A 21139-nucleotide genomic window follows, 5' to 3' on the forward strand; every position below is an offset into this window, starting at 1 on the left:
TGTATGTCAGGTGGACTCAAATTTTTGCTTTACCTGGTATCATTTTTTATTCCAATTGTTGGAATTATATTAGGGATCATCTGGATGAATGACCAAGAACTTGATAAAAAAGCTGTCGGCAAGAATTGTTTAATCGTCGCCATTGTTTCGATTGTTCTTAGCTGTGTATGTTGGTTTGCACTATCGGCAATGTCTGTCTTGCCGGCATTTTCGGGGTATTAATATTAGGGGTTGGTTTGGTATCCGCGGGATTTTTGTGAGATTCCGCGGGTTTTTGAATTTATTTCGCGGATTTTGTGCGGAATTTCGCGGGCTTTTGATTTTATTTCGCTGATTTTGCATGAGTTTTCGCCGACTTTTCATTTTATTTCGCCGAATTCAAACAGGATTTCGCCAACTCAGATTTTTGGGGCAAAGGAGTGTTCAAAATGTTGCAGGAGATTCTCCACTTTTTTGGCAGGGCGATCTGTCACCAAATCGAAGAACGTTCACTCCTTGCTTCGGGCGAAACACTATCCGTCTGCGCCCGAGACACCGGCATCTATATCGGGATCTTTTCTTCCCTTTTTTATTTACATATGACTAAACGAAAAACAAACATCACCATCCCGACAATCAGAACAAGCTTTTTTCTTCTATTATTGATGGCGCCGATGATAATGGATGGTTTGGGCTCCTATACCCATGTATTTGAAAGCTCAAATGTGCGGAGGCTCGTTACGGGGATTTGCTTTGGTTTAGTACTGCCGTATTTTCTTTATCCGATGGTTTTAGGAAAGGCACTTAAACAGAATGCACAGCCGGTTATTACGAGAGCAGCGGACTTTCTTATACCACTTTTAATTAGCTGTAGCTTGGGAGGACTAGTTTATTGGGGAGAACTGCCTTTCATTGTCATTGATAGCTTCCTTATTTTAGTGCTCCTCTGCTGGGGTGGTCTATTAGTTTCATTTCTTTTTTCAAAGATTCAACATAATCTACTTAAATGGACTTTCTCCATCGCAGGGAGTTTAACAGTACTTAGCTTCCTTTCAATCCTCCACAAGATTATAATTTCATAATTAAAAAAGAGAACATCGAAACTGTTCTCTTTACTCTGTATTAATTACATTTATTAATTGTTGAATTTGTTTTAACTTTTGTGGGCTTAGCTGGTCCTCCGATAACTCAATCTCCACTTTTAATGTACTTTTGACGGAGGTCCTTTTTTTTCTTAAAGGTTCAGTGTTATTTATGAAATAGTCAACTTCTACCTCTAACACTTTCGAAATTTTTTCTATTATATCTAAACTAGGGTTTGTTTGAATATCCCGTTCAATTAAACTTAGGTAGGACTTTGAAATAGCCGTAAGTTCACTTAATTTGGTTAAAGAAAAACCTTTTTCTTCGCGTAATTGTTTAAGTTTACTACCATCCATCGTATCTCTCCTTCAAATTCAACTCCCGACATTCGGTTCAAGCCCAACTATCCTCCAAGTCCTTTCGTTACCAAATAAATGACCAAAGGGCCTAAAATAACGATAAATAGGGAAGGAAAGATAAAAAACACCATTGGGAACAGCATTTTTACCGGGGCTTTCATGGCTTGCTCCCGGGCTGCTTCTCGTCGCTGTTCACGAATTCGAATGGTTAAATTCCCCAATACCTTCGCCATCCCAATCCCCAGCTGATCCGCTTGAATTAGTGCAGTAATGATGCTTTGAAAGGAATCTGAGGGAACTCGTTTACGAAGATCGTAAAATGCTTCCCTTCTTGATTTTCCAAGCTTCATTTCCTCTAATGTTTGTAAAAATTCATCTGCCAAGGGGCCTTTAATTTTTTGCGAGACTTCCGCCAAGGCTAAATCCAGCCCCATCCCGGCCTCCAATAAAAGATTGACGGTATCGAAATAATCCGGCATCGCCGTATTTATCGATTTAATTCTCGCCGTTTTCCTCTTTCCTAGAAAAAATACCGGCAGACGGAACCCTAACATTGCCAAGGTAAAGATCATTATCCAGACTAATAGTTTATTTTCGGCTAAAGGCAATATGAAGAAGAAAGTGGGCAGGCTGATTCCTGCGCTTAGAACAATTTGAAACAATCTAAAATCAATCGGCGATTTAAACGGATAGCCCGCATCCCGCAACAGCATATCCAGTTTCTTTCTTTCGTTCAGTGACAGACGTTTATTTAAAACTTTAGTTCCTTTGCTCCAGTAAACACCGAAGAGCTCTTTTAACCGGCCGCCTTTTCTTTCCTTTAAAGGGTTTTCCTTTGATATTACCGTTTCGCCAAAATACTTGTGAATTCGTACTTGAAAGGCCAACTGCTTTTTAAAAACAGTTGCTAAAACAGCGGCTAAAAATGTGGTAAAAAATCCTGCCATTAAAAACAATAAAATTACATTCAGCATTTTCTACACCTCAATTTGGATGATTTTCCGGATGAATACCCAGCCGATAATATTGGCCGCTGCGCCTACAAAAAGCATCATCCAGCCTAATGGGTGCTGAAACATCGGGGAAAAATATTCCCAGTTTACCAGAGTTAAATACAAACCAAGCGCCACCGGAAGCAAGGTGATGATCCATGATGACATCCTCCCTTGTGAGGTTAATGTCCGTAGTTCTTCTAAAATCCGAACCCTGCCGCGGATCGTATCCTCCATCGTTTCCAGCAGCTGAGCTAAATTCCCGCCGCTTTTCCGCTGTGCTAGAATAGCCCTTACGACCACCTCAAGCTCTTTATTTGGCAATCTCTCAACCATTTCTTGAAATACATTATCCAACGGTACCCCCAGGCCAACCTGACGAACAACTCGATCAAATTCCGGCCCAAGCGGATCTGGGACTTCCCTTCCGACCAGCTGCATCGCCTGCATAAAGCTAAAGCCCGCTCTCATGGAATTCGCTGTCATGCCTAATACTTCAATTAATTGATAATTGATTCGCGCCAAGCGTTTTTTCCTTTTTTGTTTCATGATCTCTTTTGGTAAAATAAAGCCGATGACTACCACGAAAATTAACGAATACCACGGTAGTCCAAGAAAACCGATAAACAGTGCTAAACCCACAGCTGTTAAAATTCGAAAAGCAAAAAATTCTTCAGGTTTCAGAGGACTGCCAGCTTCTGCTAAAATCTTTTCGGTACTTTCACTAAACCGAACATTTTTGAAAACATTGGCAACAGATAGTAAGAAACGTTTTAAAAACGATGGCTTTTTTTCATGGAGTCCTATATCTTTCGTAACTTCCGGTGAGGGTAAAAATTCTTTGATGCGATTGGAGATTCTTATTTTATATGAATAACTTTTTAAAAGTATAAACATTAATATCGTAGTGGCAATAAAAATGATGGTTATTTCTAAGGCGATTTTCATAGCTGCCACTCTCCGGCAAACCATGAGGCTGGTATTTTGTAGCCATTTACCTCCAGCTGCTCGCTAAAGCTTGGACGAATGCCGGTGCTGATGAATTTCCCTTCAATATGGCCATCAGAGGTGTAACCTGTTTCTTTAAAGACGAACAGATCCTGGAGGACGATTGTTTCGCCTTCGAGACCCAATACCTCAGTAATATGGGTGATCTTTCTCGTACCATCCTTCATTCTCGATTGATGGACAATGATATCGAGGGCATTAGCTATTTGCTCACGGATGGCCTTAACCGGCAAATCAAATCCCGCCATTAACACCATCGTTTCCAAACGGGATAGAATATCTCTTGGGGAATTGGCGTGGCCGGTACTTAAACCGCCATCATGACCAGTATTCATCGCTTGCAGCATATCCAGCGCCTCCGCACCACGGACCTCACCTACGACAATTCGATCCGGTCGCATCCGCAGTGAGTTCCGGACTAAGTCCCGGATGGTGATTTCGCCTTTTCCTTCGATATTCGGCGGCCGGGATTCCAGTGACACAATATGATCCTGATAAAGCCTAAGTTCAGCAGCATCCTCAATCGTCACAATTCGGTCCGAGTTCGGAATGAATGAAGATAACACATTTAAGGTAGAGGTTTTCCCTGAACCTGTACCCCCGCTAATAAAGACATTTAGCTTCGATTTAACACAAACCTCCAGAAACTCGGCCATCATTTCGTTTAACGTGCCAAAGTGGATTAAATCCCTGATTGTAAAAGGAGTTTCGGAGAATTTACGAATCGTCAGGCTTGGTCCTTTCAGCGCAAGTGGAGGGATAATTGCATTCACACGCGAACCGTCCGGCAGGCGGGCATCCACCATTGGTGAGCTTTCATCAATACGGCGGCCAATTGGAGATACAATCCGCTCGATTACACGCATGACATGCTGATTATCCATGAAATTCACTTGGCTCTTATAAACCTTCCCGTTTTTCTCATAATAAACCTCATCGAAATGGTTGACCATCACTTCACTAACATGCGGGTTTTCTAGTAAGGGAGTAATCGGTCCATATGCCAGCAATTCATCTTTTACATAGGCCAAAGCCTCTTGTTTTTCTTCAAACGTCAGCCTTGTGCCTTCCTGCTCAAAAAAAGCCTCCGATAATTCTTCAATCTTCTTGTTCTCGGTTTGTTTATCCTGACTTGGAAACTTTTTTAATTCTGCCAGCAGGTAATTATAAAGGTCGTTTTCTACCTCCCAAAATTCTTGGGACTTTTTTGAAACAGGCTTTTCCACATGATTTTTAACCGCAGTTACCGTGTTAGCCTCATCTAAATATCGTTTAAATAAGCTCACGTTTTCGTTCACCTACTTTCCAACTTTAAACCATTTTTTCTCTTTCTTTCCTGGTGTTGCTCCGTCGTCTTTTGGAGCAAGCTTTTCGGACAAATTCAAAACAGATTTTCCGATATTGCTTCTGGCATTTGACAGAATAAATGGCTGTCCTGCTTTGATCGAGGGGGCAACAATTTTCACATGCTCAGGTAAGATGTGAAAAACTTCTTTCGCTAAAATTTCTTCAATTCTTTTTTGCTCAAGAGCCTGCCCTTTCACGAAACGATTCAGGATGAGCTTTACTTTATCTTTTAGATTAATAGTTTCTAATGTTTCTAAATAAAGCTGGGCAAGACGCAGACTAGACAGTTCATTAAGGGTAAGCAGCACGATTTCGTCCGCCATATCCAAACAACGCAAATGAATCTCGGATAAATAGACGGGCATATCGATTATAATAATGTCATAAAACTTTTTAGCCTCTTCAATCGCCTCTCTGATATGTTTTTCTGTAATCCCTTCAAAGAATTCCGGCCTTGGCGGGGCCGCAAGCACAGCGACATTTCCTTCTACTTGGGTCATATATTGAGTAATGGAAAAATGATCTCGGCCATATCCTTCCTTGACCCATTCATATATCGACCGCTTTGGTTTCACATTATTGTAAATGGCCACTTCGCCAAACTGCAGGTTTGCATCAACCACGGCAACTTTTTTGCCCATTCTAGTAAACGATACCGCCAGATTAACCGATAGAACCGTTCTACCCACTCCACCCTTTGGACTAGCAACGGCAATGACTCTACTTTTTTCTTTTGAGATTTGGTTTAAGTTAGTATGATCCATCTTTGCCCGATGCTGCATGAATTTCTTTGCATGGGATATCGCCTCAGACAGTTCACTTAGCTCATAGGATGAACGAAGCGTATCCGAAGCCCCCATCAGCATCGCTTTTCTAAGATTCTCGAGGTTATCAGGAACAATTAAAATGATATAAACATGCGGGTAAAGCGCTGAAATTTCCTGGCAAAGCTCGTACACATTAAACAGTGTATGCGCTTTTAAAAATAACACCGTCTGATGGTTGCCGATCACAAGGGAATGCAGCTTGTTAATTTCATTTGTTGATACCAATTGGAAATGCTGTTTTTCTAAATAAGTTTGGATTTCCCCCGGCGGAGAATTCGTATCAGAAAAGTAAACCCAGTTTATGTTCATTACTTATCATCCTCCTTAATGATTTCTCTTGTTTGCTTGTACCATTCTTTTCCGGTTTTTGTGTCCTCAGAATTTCTTAGCATTAAGTAGAATCCATTCTTATCCCTGGAAGCCAAACTAAGCATGACGCCCTGTTCTGGAGTAACCTCCAATGTGACTGTTTCATAGTTAAGTGCGCTTTCCTTAGGATCAGACGACTTACCAGAAGAAAGCACCTTCACATTTTCAAGCACAAGGACTGCCGATAAAAATTTTTTATCCTTTTTTTCATCTTTGGTAGTTTCATAGGCTACGACGTCAACCATGGAATTTGGAGCAACGTATCCGGAAACACCCGTTTCTAAGCCAACCTTGATTGATATAGCTCGTTTTCCTTTTTCTACATCGACAATAGGATTAGCGAAGTCCCTTTGTAGGGCTTTTTCTTTTTCTGATTTTTTGGCTTTTTCAAGCTCCTCGGCGGCTTTTTTTTCTTTTTCTTTTTCTTCTTTTGTCTCTTGGCTTGCAGAGGCATTTACTGGAGTTGATGAGGTATTTTTTGCGAAAACAGATATGTAAACAAAGCCTGCTACTGCTAAGCCTAGGACTAGTGAAACTAGCCAGATTTTTTTTGTGTTCATAGTGTGCCTCCTACTTTACAACTAGAGCTGATTTTTTTATTCAATGAGTTTGACGCCATATAGGGCGTATTCTCCAATTCCTGTTCCTGTTCCACTTTCAATCTCTCCTGAACCTACCCTTTTTATAAATTCTCCTATAATTTCATCTCCTTTAATTTCCTTTATCCAATAAGATGCTAAATAAATTACATCTCGTTCACATTGTCCTTTACAACCTTCCCAGTTTTTAATCACAACTACTGTAATTACCCTATCGCAAGAATTATCAGCAGTTTCTGCCTTTTGACACTGTATTTTGCCTTTGTCATTATTAATTAGCGTTTGGAATGCATTCTTGATTGTTTCACCCATTCCACCTGGCTCCGTGTCAACGGGTTGGCCTGATTGGTATGTTCCTCCATTTAATATTGCATTTGCAAGGTCGCTGTTCCCTTTATTGTCTCCTAACCTAATAAATCCACAATTCCCATGCTTATTGCCCGGATTTGTACAATTTAAACTTGTCACACCAGGGATCACTTTTTCCTCCACCACTATTGGAGCGACGCCACTAGCCTTTTTTAAAGGAGCGACTTTAGCTGTTGCTGTTGCGCCGACGGTTGCGTAATTGATTCCTATTACTCTAGCAAATGTCATAGGAACATTTACTTCTTTTGCCGCCTTTATTGAATCTCCGGTGGGAAAGGTTACATCAGTAGTGGAAACTTTAAAACCATTTTCTTCAGAAACTTCCTCAGCTATCTCTCTAGCCCTAGCTTCGCTTGTACGGAGTCCTTGAGCACCTGCTAGAACTGTAGCATCCATTGCCTTTTGGAGCTTACTCTTTTCTGAATAAAGCCTTCCGCCATCTATTGTTAAAGTAGCAAAACCCATAAGTGCAACCATCGATAGGGCCACAATCACCAGGGTCGCACCGCTTTCATCTCTCAAATTTAATAATTTTAATAATATTTTCATTCATTCTACCCTCATTACTGTGGTGTCCGTTAATGTAATTTCTCCGACTATATTTTTAATGATTGGTGTAAGGAAAGTGATCGGATACGTGATTACAACTGTAGCATTTTTACCAGATGATGCTGCAGTTACTGTTACATTTGTTAAATTAATGCTACTCCCTGCATTTTTCCCGATTTGTTCCGCTTCGTCTTTTGATTTACCAACACTAGCTGCTCGTGCAGCTTCCCGTCCAGCATGATCGATTGTTAAATATGCATGAAAAATGCGACCAAAGTCCACAATTCCGAATAATAACATTGCGAGGACCGGTAAAATAAGAGCAAACTCTACTAGTGATTGACCGTTTTCGGATTTCATTAAAACCCACCCCATACCAGGGTACATAGTGTTCCTAAGACAATAGCTATTCCATACGGGAATGAAATACTTGAATGTTTTTCCTTTGGTATTAGAATCGACCCGAGATTACTGCGTAGAAAAATTACAGAATAAAAAAAGGATTTCATTGAGTTTATACAACCTCTTTGTTTAATAATGAGGACTATAGCAATAGCTCCGCCAATTAAAGCAGTATAAATAAACGAATAAAAAACAAAATTTACGCCCATTAATGTACCAATTGCTGTCATCAGTTTTACATCACCAGCACCCATTCCACCTAGTAAATAAGGGATTAGTAAAAGTCCGATACCGACTAAAAATCCTTTACCACCGAAGAGAAAGCCTTCCATACCCATGTTATAAATGTTATAAACAATTCCAAATAAAATGGTAGGTAGGGTGACAATATTTAGTATTTTTCTTGATTTTAAATCGGTATAAAGACTTATAAAAAGAACAATTAGCAAAAGAATAATTTTCATTTATTTCCTCACCTCTTCTTAAAAGTAAACCCTGCTTTAATAAACTAAAAGCAGGGCATTTATTATTTTTTTATAAATATAAAATTTTTAAGAAGTTAACTTCGTAACAATTTCTTGAAATTTAGTATTTAAATTTGTTCCCAATGTAGCAATTGTCCCCATTACCACAACTGCAATTAATGCAATAATCAACCCATACTCTGTCATTGCTTGTCCTTCTTCTTTTACTACTAGATCCTTCATTTTCTTGAACATGTGTTTTTCCTCCTATTAATTGGTTTATTGTTTTTTAGTTTTGTTCAATTAATAGAACAACATCTTCCACATGCCGTTCTATCACATCGTCTTTTGTTCTATTTAATGAACAACCCTTGAGATAATAATAGGCTGTTAATACTAAAAAGTAAATAGATTTATAGTAATTTTGTTCTAAAAAGCGTACGACAAAGTTCTACAAAGTTTATTATTGAGAACATTCCAACAAAATAGTATATTCAATATATAGAACAAATCAACGATAGGAGTTAATAAGATGAACTCATTAATAAGAACAATTCCTTACTCTATTGAACTGGCGGATTCATTTTTTAAGAGATTGAGAGGGCTTATGTTTCGAAAGGTGGAGCTAAAAGAGGAAGGGTTGTGGATTATTCCTTGTAATTCGATTCATATGTGCTTTATGAATTTTTCTATTGATGCTGTGTTTTTATCCAAAGAAGGACGGATCGTCAGAATGGTTGAAGATCTTAAACCTTGGAGATTTGTAAAGCCAATTAAAAATGCTTACTCTGTTATCGAACTTCCCTCTGGAACCATCAAAAGGCATGATTTAAAAATCGGAGAAATTATTAAACTTTAAGGTAAAAAGCCGCATTCAATTCAGATTGCGGTCTTTTTTATTTGTTGAAAATTTAAACTTTAAATTGCGGTACTTTTTATTGATGTCCCCCAACACGAAATAGTGTAGTATGGATAATGCTGGTTTTAGCTAACATAAGGTTAACACTGATATTTATTCTTTTACTTAGAAGGATGGTTAGTATGGACAACAAAGATCATAAACTTGGGATATTTGCTTTAATCGCCTTGGTAATTGGGTCGCAGATTGGCGGCGGCGGGTTTAATGTTGCCACCGATATGGCTGCGGGCGCAAATGCCGGGGCGATTATTTTGGGATGGATTATTACCGGTATCGGGATGCTGGCGTTAGTGTTTTCTTTTCAAAATTTAACGAATAAACGACCCGATTTGGAAGGCGGGATTTACAGTTTTGCAAAAGCTGGTTTTGGCAGCTACTTTGGGTTTAACTCCGCCTGGGGGTATTGGCTGTCTGTCTGGCTTGGAAATGTCGCTTTTCTTACCTTGCTATTTAGTTCAATCGGCTATTTTCTGCCGATGTTCAATGGCGCGAATTTAGCTTCCGTAATTGGGGCCTCCATCTTCCTTTGGCTGTTGATTTTCTTTGTTTCAAAAGGGATTCACACTGCAGCCATCATGAATATAGTGGTCACTATAGCGAAGTTGATCCCAATTATTCTATTTATCATTATTGCCATTTTTGCCTTTCATACTGATATATTTACGAAAGATTTTTGGGGCGGCAAGATATTTAACTTTAAAGATGTTATGACGCAAACGAAAAGCACGATGCTGGTCACACTATGGGTGTTCACCGGAGTAGAAGGTGCCATTGTACTCTCACGCCGGGCACAAAAGAAGAGGGATGTCGGCAAAGCGACTGTAATTGGGGTGATTTCCACCTTAACCATTTACGTTTTAATTTCGCTGCTTTCTTTAGGGGTGATGACGCGCGAGGAGCTGGCAGCGTTAAAAAGCCCTTCAATGGCGTATGTATTAGAAAGCATTGTCGGTCCATGGGGGGCCGCGTTTGTAAATCTCGGCTTAATTGTCTCCCTATTGGGCGCCTTGCTGGGCTGGACGTTATTTTCCGCAGAGGTTCCGTATTTAGCAGGTAAAGATGGAACGTTTCCGAAGTTTTTTACAAAAGAAAATAAGCATAACGTGCCAATCAATTCGCTTATTTTCACAGGAGTTTTGATTCAAATCTTCCTGTTGACCCTTTTGGTTTCCGATAAGCCATACAGATTCGCTTTTTCCATGGCGAGTTCGACTATTTTAGTACCATATCTATTTTCTGCCTTATATCAAGCTAAATACAGCTGGCAGAAAAGAGAAACGGGACAAATGGTTGTTGGTATCATCGCTTCAATCTATGGTATTTGGATCTTGTATGCGGCTGGGGTCGGTTATTTATTACTTACATCTATTTTGTATTCACTTGGTATTCTGATTTTCTTGTTTGCCGCGAAGGAAAAGGGGCAAAAGGCATTTAAACCGTTTGAATTAGTATGGGCTTGTATTTTTGTGTTGCTGGCGTTTTTAGCGATTGTTATGCTGGCGATGGGTAAAATTGTGATTTAAGAAGGGCTGGGAGACCAGCTCTTTTTTTGATGAGTTTTTGGAATTCCTCGGAATTAGTGTGTGATTTCGCGGAATTCTTCATTTATTTCGCCACCACCTTCATAGTTACCTCTTCTAGAGCACACTTACCAGAGTTTGTATTCACTGTGAGATTAGCGCTCAGGCTGGATTCCGGCGGTTAACAATGGGGTTTCGCCGGTTTTCCGAATTATTTCGCCGAATTTTCTTTTTATTTCGCGGACCTCGGTATTTATTTCGCCGATTTTAACAAGAATTTCGCGGAATTCTCCATTAATTTCGCCAACCCTTTATAATTACTTCTTCTAGTGTGTACTCTCCAAAGTTTGTGCACACTTTGCGATTTGCACTCAAGCTGGATTCCATTCGAGTTCGTAATGGAATTTCGCGGAGTTTCAAAATTATTTCGCCGGCTTTACTTTTTATTTCGCGGAATTCTCAATGGATTTCGCCAATATCAAGTTTTCCTTTATTTAAACCTGAACCCTGCAAACCAATGTTTAGGATGAGCTCATTAATAGGAAATATATCCCGTTATGAAACAAACCAATCCTAGTATATCTTTTCGAAGGGGTCACATAATATCATTGGCAAGTCAATTTCCCACTAGGAGGTAACAGAATATGATGCAAAATCAACAGGGGCAAATGCACCAAAATATGCATACTGGGGCTGTACCACCGCAATTGAATCACGGCGGTCATGAGGTATTTGATGTACATGAAGTGTTGTCCGGTTCCATCGGTACGATGAATCAATACTTAATGCTTCGTCCGCAAATCAAGGATCAAGAGTTGCTTGCCATTTTGGATCGTCAATATAAGTTTATGCAGGATGAATATAACATCACGCTGGACTGTTTCCAAACAGGACAGGACCCAGCACATCGGACACAGAGCTATAATATGACTCAAGGAAATGACTTCGTTTATGGATTGAAGCCATCTCAGCCGAAAAAGCCGATGCAGTCCATGACTGAAATCTCGGATGAGTTTATTTCAGGCTGTATGCTTGCTGCTTGTAAATCTGGGGCATCTCAAAAGACAATGGCGGCACTTGAAACCACCAACCCGGTTGTCCGCCGTGTACTCGCTGATTCTGTACCGAACTGCATTGAAATGGCTTATGAGATTTCGGTTTATCAAAATAAAAATCATTATTACCAGGTACCTCAGCTGTCTGAGCAGGATACGCAGCAAATTCTTAATTCCTTTGCCCCTGCACAGGGATCTCCGCAAACTCAGAACATGAATATGAACACGAATGCAGGAATGAACGCCGGGATGAACAACATGTATCCAAACAACAATATGAAGCATTAAAACCGAACAAAATAAGCTATCCTCTCGTTTGTAGAGGGATAGCTTATTTTTAAGAAGATTACATAGTTTTTTGGACATTCACCTGACGATTCCGAATCGAATGAAATGCTTTATATAGTCTCATCGTTAACATTCCCGCAAGGACTGTCAAGATAATGTCCCCGCCAATACCATAGACAAAACCGACCAACAAAATATGTCCCCAGCTGCTGGCAACCCCCATCCATATATTCAGTGCCAGGTATAAATAAGGGACACCGATTAAATACACGACAAATATACCCGCTAAGTTCGCAAGGATGAAATGAATCGTTTTTGGATTTTGAATCCGTTCAATAATAAAGCCAACAACATAGGCAGCTGCAATAAAGCCGAGCAAGTAACCGAATGTCGGCTGAAGAAAATAACCAATACCGCCTCCTTGTGTAAAAACAGGTACACCGGCTAAGCCGATGCCAACATACACTAACTGGCTCAGCATTCCTTTTTTACTCCCCAAGAGGCTGCCGGCTAAATAGACGAACAGCACCTGCAGGGTAAACGGAACATATGGCAGAGGAATTTTGATAAAAGCACCAATGGCAGTTAAGGCGGCAAACAACGATACGGCTGCTAAATTCGACGTTTTAATACTCCAGCACCGCCTTGCTGAAATATTCCTGGACCGCCTCATTTGTCAGATCGATCATCGTTTTGATTTCTTCTTTTGTAATCACATATGGCGGCATGAAATAAAGGATGTTTCCTAACGGACGTAAAAGCAGGCCATTTTCTAAAGCAATCTGATAAATTTTATAGCCGACCCGTTCCGCACTTGGAAAAGGTTCTTTTGTCGCTTTATCTTTTACCAATTCAATCGCTCCGACCATACCTGTTTGCCGATATTCACCCACATACGGCAGGTGGCTGAAGGTTTGAACGGCCAGCTCCCTCATGTAGGCACTTTTTTCTTGATTGACTTTGATATACTGCTCATCTTCAAAAATTCGCAATACCTCAAGTGCCACCCGGCATGCCAACGGATTACCTGTATAGCTATGCGAATGGAGGAAGGCTTTCATTGTCTCATAGTCATCGTAAAATGCCTGATAAACTTCATCTGTCGTTAATACGACTGACATTGGTAAATAACCGCCTGTTAAGCCTTTGGACAAACACATAAAATCCGGGGTAATTCCCGCCTGCTCGCAAGCAAACATCGTCCCTGTCCTCCCAAATCCAACTGCTACCTCATCGGCGATTAGGTGGACATCATATTTCAAGCACAGCTCCTTTAGGTTCTTTAAGTACGCAGGCGGGTACATCTTCATCCCCGCTGCCGCTTGGATGAGCGGCTCAATGATAATTGCACTAATTTCCTCGTGGTGCTGCTTTAATTTTTCCTCGATAAAAGAAATACATGGTGTACTGCAGCTTTCAGGCCTCTCATTAAATGGACATCTAAAGCAATCCGGTCCCTGAGCCCGAACTGTATCCAATAAAAGCGGTTGAAAAACTTCATTATACAGCCCGACCCCTCCGACGGATAACGCACCGAGAGTTTCACCATGATAGGCATCTGTTAAGGCAAGGAATCGCTTTTTATTTGGTTTATTTTTTTGTGCATGATATTGAAAGCTCATTTTTAACGCGACTTCAATTGCGGATGAACCGTTATCAGCAAAGAAGACTTTCGTCAGACCCTTAGGCGTAAGCGCCGCAAGTTTTTCCGCTAATAAGATCCCGGGCTCGTGAGTGAAATTTGCAAATATAACATGCTCCAGCTGAAATGCCTGCTGGGACAGCGCACTGCCGATCCGTTCATTGGCATGTCCAAATAAATTCACCCACCAGGAGGAAACAGCGTCAATGTACTGCTTACCGTTTTCATCATATAAATAAATCCCCTTCCCGGTTTTGATGACAATCGGCGGGAATTCTTCGTAATCCTTCATTTGTGAACATGGGTGCCAAACATGTGCTAAGTCCCGTTTTTGCAAATGTGAGATCATACATGCATCACCCTTTCAAAAAACAAATCATCTTCCAGTTCCAGCGTTTTTAACTCTGCTAGACTTTTTAATTTTGGAATGACTAATGTTGGCAGTTGTGTAATTTGCTTAATTGTTTGGATATTATCCTGTTCAAGCTCGGTGCCTTCGAATCCATTAAAGACAATCCCAGCTACTGGAATATCATTCATTTTTAAAACTTTAAAAGTCAGTAATGTATGGTTGATAGTACCTAATGTAGTGCGGGCAACTACTACTGCAGGCAGCCGCGATTCTTTGATCAAGTCTAGAAAATGATAGTTTCGCCGCTCATCAATGGGAACGTATAGGCCCCCTGCCCCTTCACATATGACACGGTTGTACTTTGACTTTAGCTCCTCGAGATGGTCTAAGATCACCTCTTCGTTAATTTGTGCTCCCTCTAATCTAGCAGAGTAATGAGGCGAGGCTGGTTCTACAAAAGAATAGCTGTTCAAATCCTCAGCCGCTAACGGTGTTTCAGTGAATTTTTGATAGAATTCAGTATCGCCGTAGTATTGCTTTGAATCTTCAACAATCAAACCGGTTTGAATTGGCTTATACGGTATGACTTTTTCTCCCTTTGATTGAAAATAGCGCATGAAGTATGTAGTAACTAATGTTTTACCGACGTCAGTATCTGTTCCTGTAATCCAAAAATGGTTTGACAATTTGTTCCCTCCTAAAATATATGTTAACTAATATATAAAATAAGTTAACATATATTATTCGATCTTGTAAATCTACTTTTCGAAAAAGAGGAGGAAAAAACCAAAGGCAATTGCTATACCTTTGGTTTTGACTCCGTATATTTAACTTTTCACACCTAAGCGCTCACGAACTATATGTGTCGCTGTCACCATATTGGCTAAAGAGCGAACGGTTTCTTCCATCCCTCTAGTTTTTAATCCACAATCGGGGTTAATCCAGAATTGGTCCTTTTCAAGAGCCTTTAAACCATGTTCAATCACTTCGTTGATTTCTTCACATGACGGCACCCGCGGACTATGGATATCATAGACGCCAAGCCCGATTCCTTTATGGTAGGCATTGTGATGGAAGGCGGAAACAAGCTCCCCATGACTTCGCGATGTTTCAATCGAGATGACATCGGCATCCAACTGGTCAATAGCTCCAATAAAATCATGGAATTCGCAATAGCACATATGGGTATGGATTTGCGTCATATCCGCAACGGAAGAGTTTGTCACCCGAAAGGCCTTTATCGCCCACTGTAAATAATCATCCCATGCTGATTTCTTCAACGGCAGGCCTTCTCTCAATGCCGGTTCATCCACCTGAATCATTTTAATCCCTGCTGTCTCAAGAGCCTCCACTTCGTTTCTTAAAGCAAGGGCGATTTGAAAAGCTACATGCGACCGAGGCAAATCATCCCGGACAAAAGACCAGTTTAGAATTGTCACCGGACCAGTAATCATGCCCTTAACAGGTTTGTTAGTTAGAGACTGTGCGAAGACACTTTCCTTAACCGTCATTGGCTGAAGAAACTGAACATCCCCATAAATGACTGGCGGCTTTACACAGCGAGAGCCGTAGGATTGCACCCAGCCGTTCTTGGTAAACGCAAATCCGCCTAATTTTTCACCGAAAAACTCAACCATATCCGTCCGTTCAAATTCACCATGAACGAATACATCAAGGCCGATATCCTCTTGAATTTCAATCCATTTCCGAATTTCTTTTTGAATAAATTGATCATATTCTTCTGTCGTCAATTCGCCTTGCCGCCATTTTCTTCGCGCCTGCCGAACCTCTAACGTTTGCGGAAAACTACCAATAGTTGTGGTCGGAAGGAGCGGCAGGTTCCACGCTTTTTGTATTTCCTGACGTTGTTCAAAGGAGGAACTACGCTGAACATCCTGAGAAATGAAAGCGGCAGCTGCTTCTTGAATTTCTTTTCTATTTCTATCCGCTGATTGGTTCAAGCGGGCAAGTGCTGTTTTAGATTGAGCAAATGGCTCTTCTCCCCCGTTCACAACGTTTTCCGCTAAGGAAACTATTTCTACTATTTTTTCATCAGCAAAAGCCAATACTTCTTTTACCGTCGGATTCAGCTCGTTTTCATAACGGACTGTAACAGGCACATGCAGCAGGCTGGATGAAGGCTGCAGCCATAAACTTTCCTTTGGTACGATGCTCTTGAGAGTCTCGACAAGTTCCCTTTTTACCGATAAATCGGAGCGCCAAATATTCCGCCCATCAATTACACCAGCTCCAAGCACTTTATCCGTAGGAAATCCATGTTCTTTTACTGCTTGCAGATTCCCTTCCAAACCATGGACAAAATCTAAGCCAACCCCAGCAACCGGTAAATTCACAACATCTTCATAATGCTCAACTGCGTCAAAATAGGTTTGCAGCATGATTCTAAGCTTCGGCACCGCTTCGTTCAACTGTTTATAGATATAGAGGACTGTTCTCATTTCATCTTTTGTAACTGATGTAACGAGAATCGGTTCATCAATTTGCACCCATTGTACTCCCTCTGCCGCTAGCTCTTGTAAAACTTGAATGTAAAGGGGAACAATTTGCAAAATAAGTGCCGGTAATTCTTTTGGTCCAAACCCTTTGGACAGCTTTAAAAACGTATAAGGACCCACGATGACGGGCTTTCCATCAATCCCTAGCTTTTCTTTTGCTTCACGATAGGCATGCAGCGGCTTGTTTTCAGTCAGTGTTGGTTTCCGGTCACCCAGTTCCGGGACAATATAATGGTAATTCGTGTTAAACCATTTGGTCATTTCACAGGCAACTGCCCTATCACTGCCACGCGCCATCGCAAAATAGGTTGAAAGCGGCACAGCACCATCCTCGTACTCATATCTTTTAGGAACAAAGCCAAACATCACGGCCAAGTCAAGTATATGGTCATAAAAAGTAAAATCCCCTACCGGAATCAGATCAATGCCCGCATCCTTTTGTTTTTGTAAGTGGTTAAGGCGAATTTGTTCCATTTGTACTAGAAAATGGGACTCTGTTATTTTCCCTGCCCAATATCCTTCCAAAGCTTTCTTCCATTCGCGGTTTTCCCCAATCCTTGGGTACCCTAAATTACTGCTCTTCATCTCTCAAGTTCCTCCTATTTTTTCAAATAAAAAAGGCATTCCTAACGTTTCAATAGAAAGTTAGAAAAGCCTAATATCGATCACGGCATACGCCGCCCTTGTATTATTAGCAGTCAATCTAACACCTCCCTATCTCCCGTAGGTTTACAGCGTTGTCGAAACAGGCAGGTCTCCTGACTTAAGGATCATTACCAGCCGCATACCTTCCCAATCATCCCGATTAGTGGTTTAAACATGCGTTGATTTCCCTTTTACAGTGGCGGGACCGTGTCGGATTTACACCGAGCTTCCCTTTTCATCCTTGAACATAAGCATCCAAGGAACCTGTTCCCACTTATTCTATTAGGTATACCATCTCTTTGATAGTATAATGCTATCATACTGCAAAGTAATAAAAAGTTCCAATTTTATTTCAACTCTAATTTTTAAAAAATGAAAAATCGCTTTGCTTTATCTATTTCCCGGCGCAGGTTTGTCTACCCCTGTGACACGATGATTGTGGCCGTCATCCTCACTAGTAAAAAAATCATAGTAATGAACATGCATGCCGTTTCCTACTGGGATCGCCGGCCCCGAGTAGGCCTTATAGTGATGGCTATGACCGTTTTCAAACATCACATACCCTTCCGTATAATGAATGTGGCTTCCATCCTGAGTTTGGATTGGTGGTGATGTAACATCTAAACATTGATGAACGTGCTCTGAACTCATCGATGTATAATCAACCGAGCCATGATTATGGTGCGGAACAAAACCGTTAACAAAATCGTCTTTACCTACCCTTGCCATATTCCCCCACCCCTTATGCAGCTTTATTACCCATGATATTTTCATAAAAAAGGGAATATGCTTAGTTGGGGTGGGAAATTTATCAATTATCCTTCCCAGGCTTATAGTAATTAGGGTCACTATTATGATTATGTTGGATTTTGTTATTATCAATAAACAGCTTTCTATTTTCTAAAAATACGGCCAGCATAATGTCCTCTACCTTTTCTCCCTTTTTTTTCACCTCTTTCATAAGCCACTCAATGTCTAACTCAAGGTATTTTAAATTATGAGAAATGATTTGACCGTCCATGATTAGTGGAATCGGCAAATATTCCTTTTTTACTTTTAATTTTAAATCCTTCGGCTGAACCGGGCGATATTCCGCTTTGGGAATTACACTTATCTCGCCGGTCTCCTCCATTACGGCAATGGCAATATTTTGCGTATCCGTATACCCTTTTACACGTAAGTGTGCCAATAATTCATTTATGGGCATTCTGCCCTTCTTCAGCCCTTTACGATCAATATCACCGTTCCGAATTAGGACTGTAGGGCTTCCATATAAGAGCCATCTTAATTTGTTATGTAACGATAAACGGACGATAATTTTATAAATAATGACCGTGATTGCGGAATAGATGATGGCTTTTCCAAGGTTCTCTACTTCCACAGGAGTACTGATAATATTCGTAAGCACAAAGATATACAATAAATCGAACGAGTGCATTTCTGCGACAGCCTTTTTTCCTGTCAGCCTTAAAAACAAAAATCCAACTAAAAAGACGACCACCGCACGGTAAATGAGTTCCAAATGCTTCACCTCTGGGGAATTCGGCTATTCTATCGATAGTATTAGAAGATTCGAGCGGAACTAAACTAGAATATAAAAAATTGAGTACCGTTGATGTACTCAATTTTTGTTATAGTACGGCGGTAAACTTCCCTTTCCGCCGATACCTGATAGGCTGCCACGTTCTACTTTATAAGCTAATTGCCATTTTCCCTTTTCGGTTCCTTTTTTCCAGCTTTCTGAAAAAGTGACGATATATATTTCGTTTTCAATTTCTTTTGCAGTTGTCTCTTTAGTTATTAGGTAACCGTTAATGTTTTCTTCCCATTTGCCGATTTTTTTCGGAAACTCGTTGATAACCGTCCCTTCCCCGGAAGTAGCAAATGCCACCGCATCCTCTTTTGTGAATGGCGGCATCGGCGGGGAAGTGAGATGGAAATAACCCCAAATTAATAAAAGTAAGGCTATTGGTAAAAGAACTATGACACCTCTCCTTTTTTTCCTGGATAGCCACTTATCGATTACTCCATATAAAACCGCTGCAAGCATGCCATAAATGGCAAGTGTTCTTTCTTGAAAAAACACACCATTTGCCAAGCCAAAAAGCCCGACAATCACTATATAAAGCAGGTCGTTTTGCTGAAAATACCTTCTTTGAATGTATTCAATTCCAATAGAAACCAAATTTCCATAAATTAAAATAATTGCACCAATGTACATAAAAAAAATGAAGAACCAGCCAACAAAATGCTCGCCTTTGTTATAGACAATTTCGGCAGTTGTGTTAACCGTTATAATACTGAAAAGCATTGAAATAAATGTTGTTGTGAAGAAGGTAGCTGTGAGTTTTCTTATAATTAAATTACTCAATTTAGATCCCCCCCTTTAGATAATTTTACCATTAGTGTTTTATAAAAGGGGGATAATTTGGGTTTTTAAATATAAAAAAGACCAGCATTTTGAATGCTAGTCTTGTATTCCACCTTATGTATGGTGGAGACGGTGGGACGTGCTCTTCCATGCTTTCGTCATGGCACTGACTATATCTTGAACCTGCTATCAATCAGGCAGGTCCCCCGGCGTCTTATGCGAAATATATATTTACCTTTTTCGGCAGGATTTCGCATCCTAGTACTACCATTTAGAATGGCAGCCTATAAGTCGATACACGGCTGTTGGATTACTCCACATACCGCTCGGCATTGCCTTATCGCATTTTTTGCGACTTAGGTTTCACCGATAAAGCCGGATTTTCACTTGTATGTTACCATACAAGGCGACTAAGTTATTAATCGAACCCACGTCCAAAGATATCGGCACTTAAGCTTCTACGAGTGTAGTCGATATATTCGTGTTTCGCTGAGCCTTTTGCCTATCGACGGGCGGCCGGTCAGCTAGCCTGGTTGTTCTCTTCCTTCATCCTCAGGCGGTGGAATCCGGCGTAGCCTGCTAAAAGTGAGTCCGCTACCCTACCACACAGGCGATGGAGGGGCGAACCGCTTAGTGCTTAATTAGGCAGCTAAAGCGAAGTTGTTGTTAGTTTTGCCAGTTATTGGCTTTGACGTTTTAACGAGGCCGATCCCCTCGACTCGCAACCCAAGCTCGAACTACCCCTGTCGAATCCGTAGCGTCCCCATTATAAAAGTGCTGATGATCAGCAAGAACGTTAGGAAACTGGCAAGTTGTTTGAGCAAAAGTTTCTATCGCTTATCTCAGCGACAAACTTATTATAACATACTCAGTGAATTTTGCAATTGTAAGTAATTGTAAGATAAACCAAATTACATTTTCTGACGCTCGCGGAAGGCACGTTCAATTTCACGCTTCGCTTCCTTCTTCTTCAGGTCTTCACGCTTGTCATAGTTTTTCTTACCCCTTGCAAGACCAATTAAAACCTTACAGAAGCCATTTTTTAAATAAAGCTTTAATGGAATAAGTGCATAGCCGGATTCTTTAGCTTCTCCATATAGCTTATTAATTTCCTTTTTATGAAGCAGCAGTTTCCGTGTTCGTAATGGATCATGATTATATCGGTTTCCCTGCTCATATGGGCTGATATGCATTCCGAATAAATCGGCTTCTCCATTTTGAATCCTGACATAAGAATCCTTTAAATTAACTCGCCCGGCACGAATGGACTTGATTTCGGTCCCTTGGAGGACGATGCCGGCTTCGTACGTTTCTTCGATAAAATAATCATGCGTCGCCTTTTTATTTTGGGCAACTACCTTTCCTACTCCTCTTGGCATAAAAGTTTCACCTCATCTCTGGATTTTATTGTAACAGAAACGCGGAGTTCAGTACAACGAAAAGAGAGCTCGTATGGAGCCCTCTCATTAGTGCTGTCTCGCTTG

The 21139-nt window shown here is 40.7% G+C and carries 23 protein-coding genes, 1 other RNA gene and 1 riboswitch; of the genes, 5 read left to right on the plus strand and 19 right to left on the minus strand.

Going from position 1 to position 21139, the window contains the following annotated elements:
* The first annotated feature begins 3 nt into the window (after positions 1 to 3).
* Both A6749_RS07260 and A6749_RS07265 read left to right on the plus strand, forming a co-directional pair.
* Positions 4 to 222, plus strand: a complete 219-nt coding sequence (locus A6749_RS07260) for a hypothetical protein (RefSeq protein ID WP_066387054.1) — start codon at positions 4 to 6, stop codon at positions 220 to 222.
* Positions 223 to 428: 206 nt separating this feature from the next.
* A complete protein-coding gene (locus tag A6749_RS07265; protein WP_066387056.1) occupies positions 429 to 1061 on the plus strand; it encodes a DUF2085 domain-containing protein in 633 nt (210 codons plus the stop codon).
* Positions 1062 to 1091: 30 nt separating this feature from the next.
* On the opposite strand, the gene A6749_RS07270 is transcribed toward A6749_RS07265, so the two are convergent.
* The 10 genes from A6749_RS07270 to A6749_RS07315 form a co-directional block, all read right to left on the minus strand.
* On the minus strand, positions 1092 to 1418 hold the full coding sequence (locus tag A6749_RS07270; protein WP_066387063.1) for a helix-turn-helix domain-containing protein: 327 nt from the start codon (positions 1416 to 1418) through the stop codon (positions 1092 to 1094).
* A gap of 47 nt (positions 1419 to 1465) precedes the next feature.
* The gene (locus tag A6749_RS07275) at positions 1466 to 2395 is read right to left on the minus strand and encodes a type II secretion system F family protein (protein ID WP_066387071.1); all 930 of its coding nucleotides are present in this window, start codon (positions 2393 to 2395) and stop codon (positions 1466 to 1468) included.
* A gap of 3 nt (positions 2396 to 2398) precedes the next feature.
* Positions 2399 to 3361, minus strand: a complete 963-nt coding sequence (locus A6749_RS07280) for a type II secretion system F family protein (RefSeq protein ID WP_066387073.1) — start codon at positions 3359 to 3361, stop codon at positions 2399 to 2401.
* A complete protein-coding gene (locus A6749_RS07285) occupies positions 3358 to 4707 on the minus strand; it encodes a CpaF family protein (protein WP_066387081.1) in 1350 nt (449 codons plus the stop codon). Before A6749_RS07285 ends, A6749_RS07280 begins: the two co-directional genes overlap by 4 nt.
* Positions 4708 to 4719: 12 nt before the next feature.
* Positions 4720 to 5904 (minus strand): AAA family ATPase, encoded by a 1185-nt coding sequence (locus A6749_RS07290; protein ID WP_066387095.1) that lies wholly within the window; start codon positions 5902 to 5904, stop codon positions 4720 to 4722.
* Entirely contained in the window at positions 5904 to 6524 is a 621-nt protein-coding gene (gene cpaB, locus A6749_RS07295; RefSeq protein WP_066387100.1) for a Flp pilus assembly protein CpaB, read from the minus strand. The genes A6749_RS07290 and cpaB overlap by 1 nt, the downstream gene beginning before the upstream one ends.
* Before the next feature lie 36 nt (positions 6525 to 6560).
* A complete protein-coding gene (locus A6749_RS07300; protein WP_066387110.1) occupies positions 6561 to 7481 on the minus strand; it encodes a TadE/TadG family type IV pilus assembly protein in 921 nt (306 codons plus the stop codon).
* Entirely contained in the window at positions 7482 to 7841 is a 360-nt protein-coding gene (locus tag A6749_RS07305) for a TadE/TadG family type IV pilus assembly protein (RefSeq protein ID WP_161487119.1), read from the minus strand. It lies immediately after the preceding gene.
* Positions 7841 to 8347 (minus strand): A24 family peptidase, encoded by a 507-nt coding sequence (locus A6749_RS07310; protein WP_066387117.1) that lies wholly within the window; start codon positions 8345 to 8347, stop codon positions 7841 to 7843. The genes A6749_RS07305 and A6749_RS07310 overlap by 1 nt, the downstream gene beginning before the upstream one ends.
* Before the next feature lie 87 nt (positions 8348 to 8434).
* A complete protein-coding gene (locus tag A6749_RS07315) occupies positions 8435 to 8602 on the minus strand; it encodes a Flp family type IVb pilin (RefSeq protein ID WP_066387120.1) in 168 nt (55 codons plus the stop codon).
* A 277-nt stretch (positions 8603 to 8879) separates the two neighbouring features.
* Between A6749_RS07315 and A6749_RS07320 the strand changes: the two genes are divergently transcribed.
* The 3 genes from A6749_RS07320 to A6749_RS07330 all read left to right on the plus strand — a co-directional run bounded on the left by A6749_RS07320 (position 8880) and on the right by A6749_RS07330 (position 12129).
* Positions 8880 to 9206, plus strand: a complete 327-nt coding sequence (locus A6749_RS07320; RefSeq protein WP_066387123.1) for a DUF192 domain-containing protein — start codon at positions 8880 to 8882, stop codon at positions 9204 to 9206.
* Positions 9207 to 9388: 182 nt separating this feature from the next.
* Positions 9389 to 10789 carry an arginine-ornithine antiporter gene (gene arcD / locus A6749_RS07325; protein WP_066387125.1) on the plus strand — a complete coding sequence of 467 codons (1401 nt, stop codon included), beginning with the start codon at positions 9389 to 9391 and terminating at the stop codon, positions 10787 to 10789.
* A 644-nt stretch (positions 10790 to 11433) separates the two neighbouring features.
* Positions 11434 to 12129, plus strand: a complete 696-nt coding sequence (locus tag A6749_RS07330; RefSeq protein ID WP_084798042.1) for a spore coat protein — start codon at positions 11434 to 11436, stop codon at positions 12127 to 12129.
* Positions 12130 to 12187: 58 nt separating this feature from the next.
* On the opposite strand, the gene A6749_RS07335 is transcribed toward A6749_RS07330, so the two are convergent.
* The 9 genes from A6749_RS07335 to smpB all read right to left on the minus strand — a co-directional run bounded on the left by A6749_RS07335 (position 12188) and on the right by smpB (position 21034).
* Positions 12188 to 12802, minus strand: a complete 615-nt coding sequence (locus A6749_RS07335; protein ID WP_066387128.1) for a biotin transporter BioY — start codon at positions 12800 to 12802, stop codon at positions 12188 to 12190.
* Positions 12756 to 14120, minus strand: a complete 1365-nt coding sequence (bioA, locus tag A6749_RS07340) for an adenosylmethionine--8-amino-7-oxononanoate transaminase (RefSeq protein ID WP_066387133.1) — start codon at positions 14118 to 14120, stop codon at positions 12756 to 12758. The genes A6749_RS07335 and bioA overlap by 47 nt, the downstream gene beginning before the upstream one ends.
* Positions 14117 to 14809, minus strand: a complete 693-nt coding sequence (gene bioD, locus A6749_RS07345; protein WP_066387140.1) for a dethiobiotin synthase — start codon at positions 14807 to 14809, stop codon at positions 14117 to 14119. The genes bioA and bioD overlap by 4 nt, the downstream gene beginning before the upstream one ends.
* 141 nt (positions 14810 to 14950) lie before the next feature.
* The gene (gene metE / locus A6749_RS07350; protein WP_066387157.1) at positions 14951 to 17224 is read right to left on the minus strand and encodes a 5-methyltetrahydropteroyltriglutamate--homocysteine S-methyltransferase; all 2274 of its coding nucleotides are present in this window, start codon (positions 17222 to 17224) and stop codon (positions 14951 to 14953) included.
* 146 nt (positions 17225 to 17370) lie between these two features.
* Positions 17371 to 17567, minus strand: a riboswitch (cobalamin riboswitch).
* 107 nt (positions 17568 to 17674) lie between these two features.
* Entirely contained in the window at positions 17675 to 18013 is a 339-nt protein-coding gene (locus A6749_RS07355) for a YmaF family protein (protein ID WP_066387166.1), read from the minus strand.
* Positions 18014 to 18095: 82 nt separating this feature from the next.
* The gene (locus A6749_RS07360) at positions 18096 to 18806 is read right to left on the minus strand and encodes a DUF421 domain-containing protein (RefSeq protein ID WP_084797686.1); all 711 of its coding nucleotides are present in this window, start codon (positions 18804 to 18806) and stop codon (positions 18096 to 18098) included.
* A 99-nt stretch (positions 18807 to 18905) separates the two neighbouring features.
* Positions 18906 to 19655, minus strand: coding sequence for a hypothetical protein (locus A6749_RS07365; protein WP_066387185.1), 750 nt, complete (start codon positions 19653 to 19655; stop codon positions 18906 to 18908).
* Positions 19656 to 20074: 419 nt separating this feature from the next.
* Positions 20075 to 20412, minus strand: a transfer-messenger RNA (tmRNA) gene (ssrA, locus tag A6749_RS07370).
* A 154-nt stretch (positions 20413 to 20566) separates the two neighbouring features.
* Positions 20567 to 21034, minus strand: coding sequence for an SsrA-binding protein SmpB (gene smpB, locus A6749_RS07375; protein WP_066387188.1), 468 nt, complete (start codon positions 21032 to 21034; stop codon positions 20567 to 20569).
* Positions 21035 to 21139 lie beyond the last annotated feature (105 nt).

Origin of the sequence: Neobacillus mesonae (assembly GCF_001636315.1) — a bacterium.
GTDB classification, from domain to species: domain Bacteria; phylum Bacillota; class Bacilli; order Bacillales; family Cytobacillaceae; genus Neobacillus; species Neobacillus mesonae.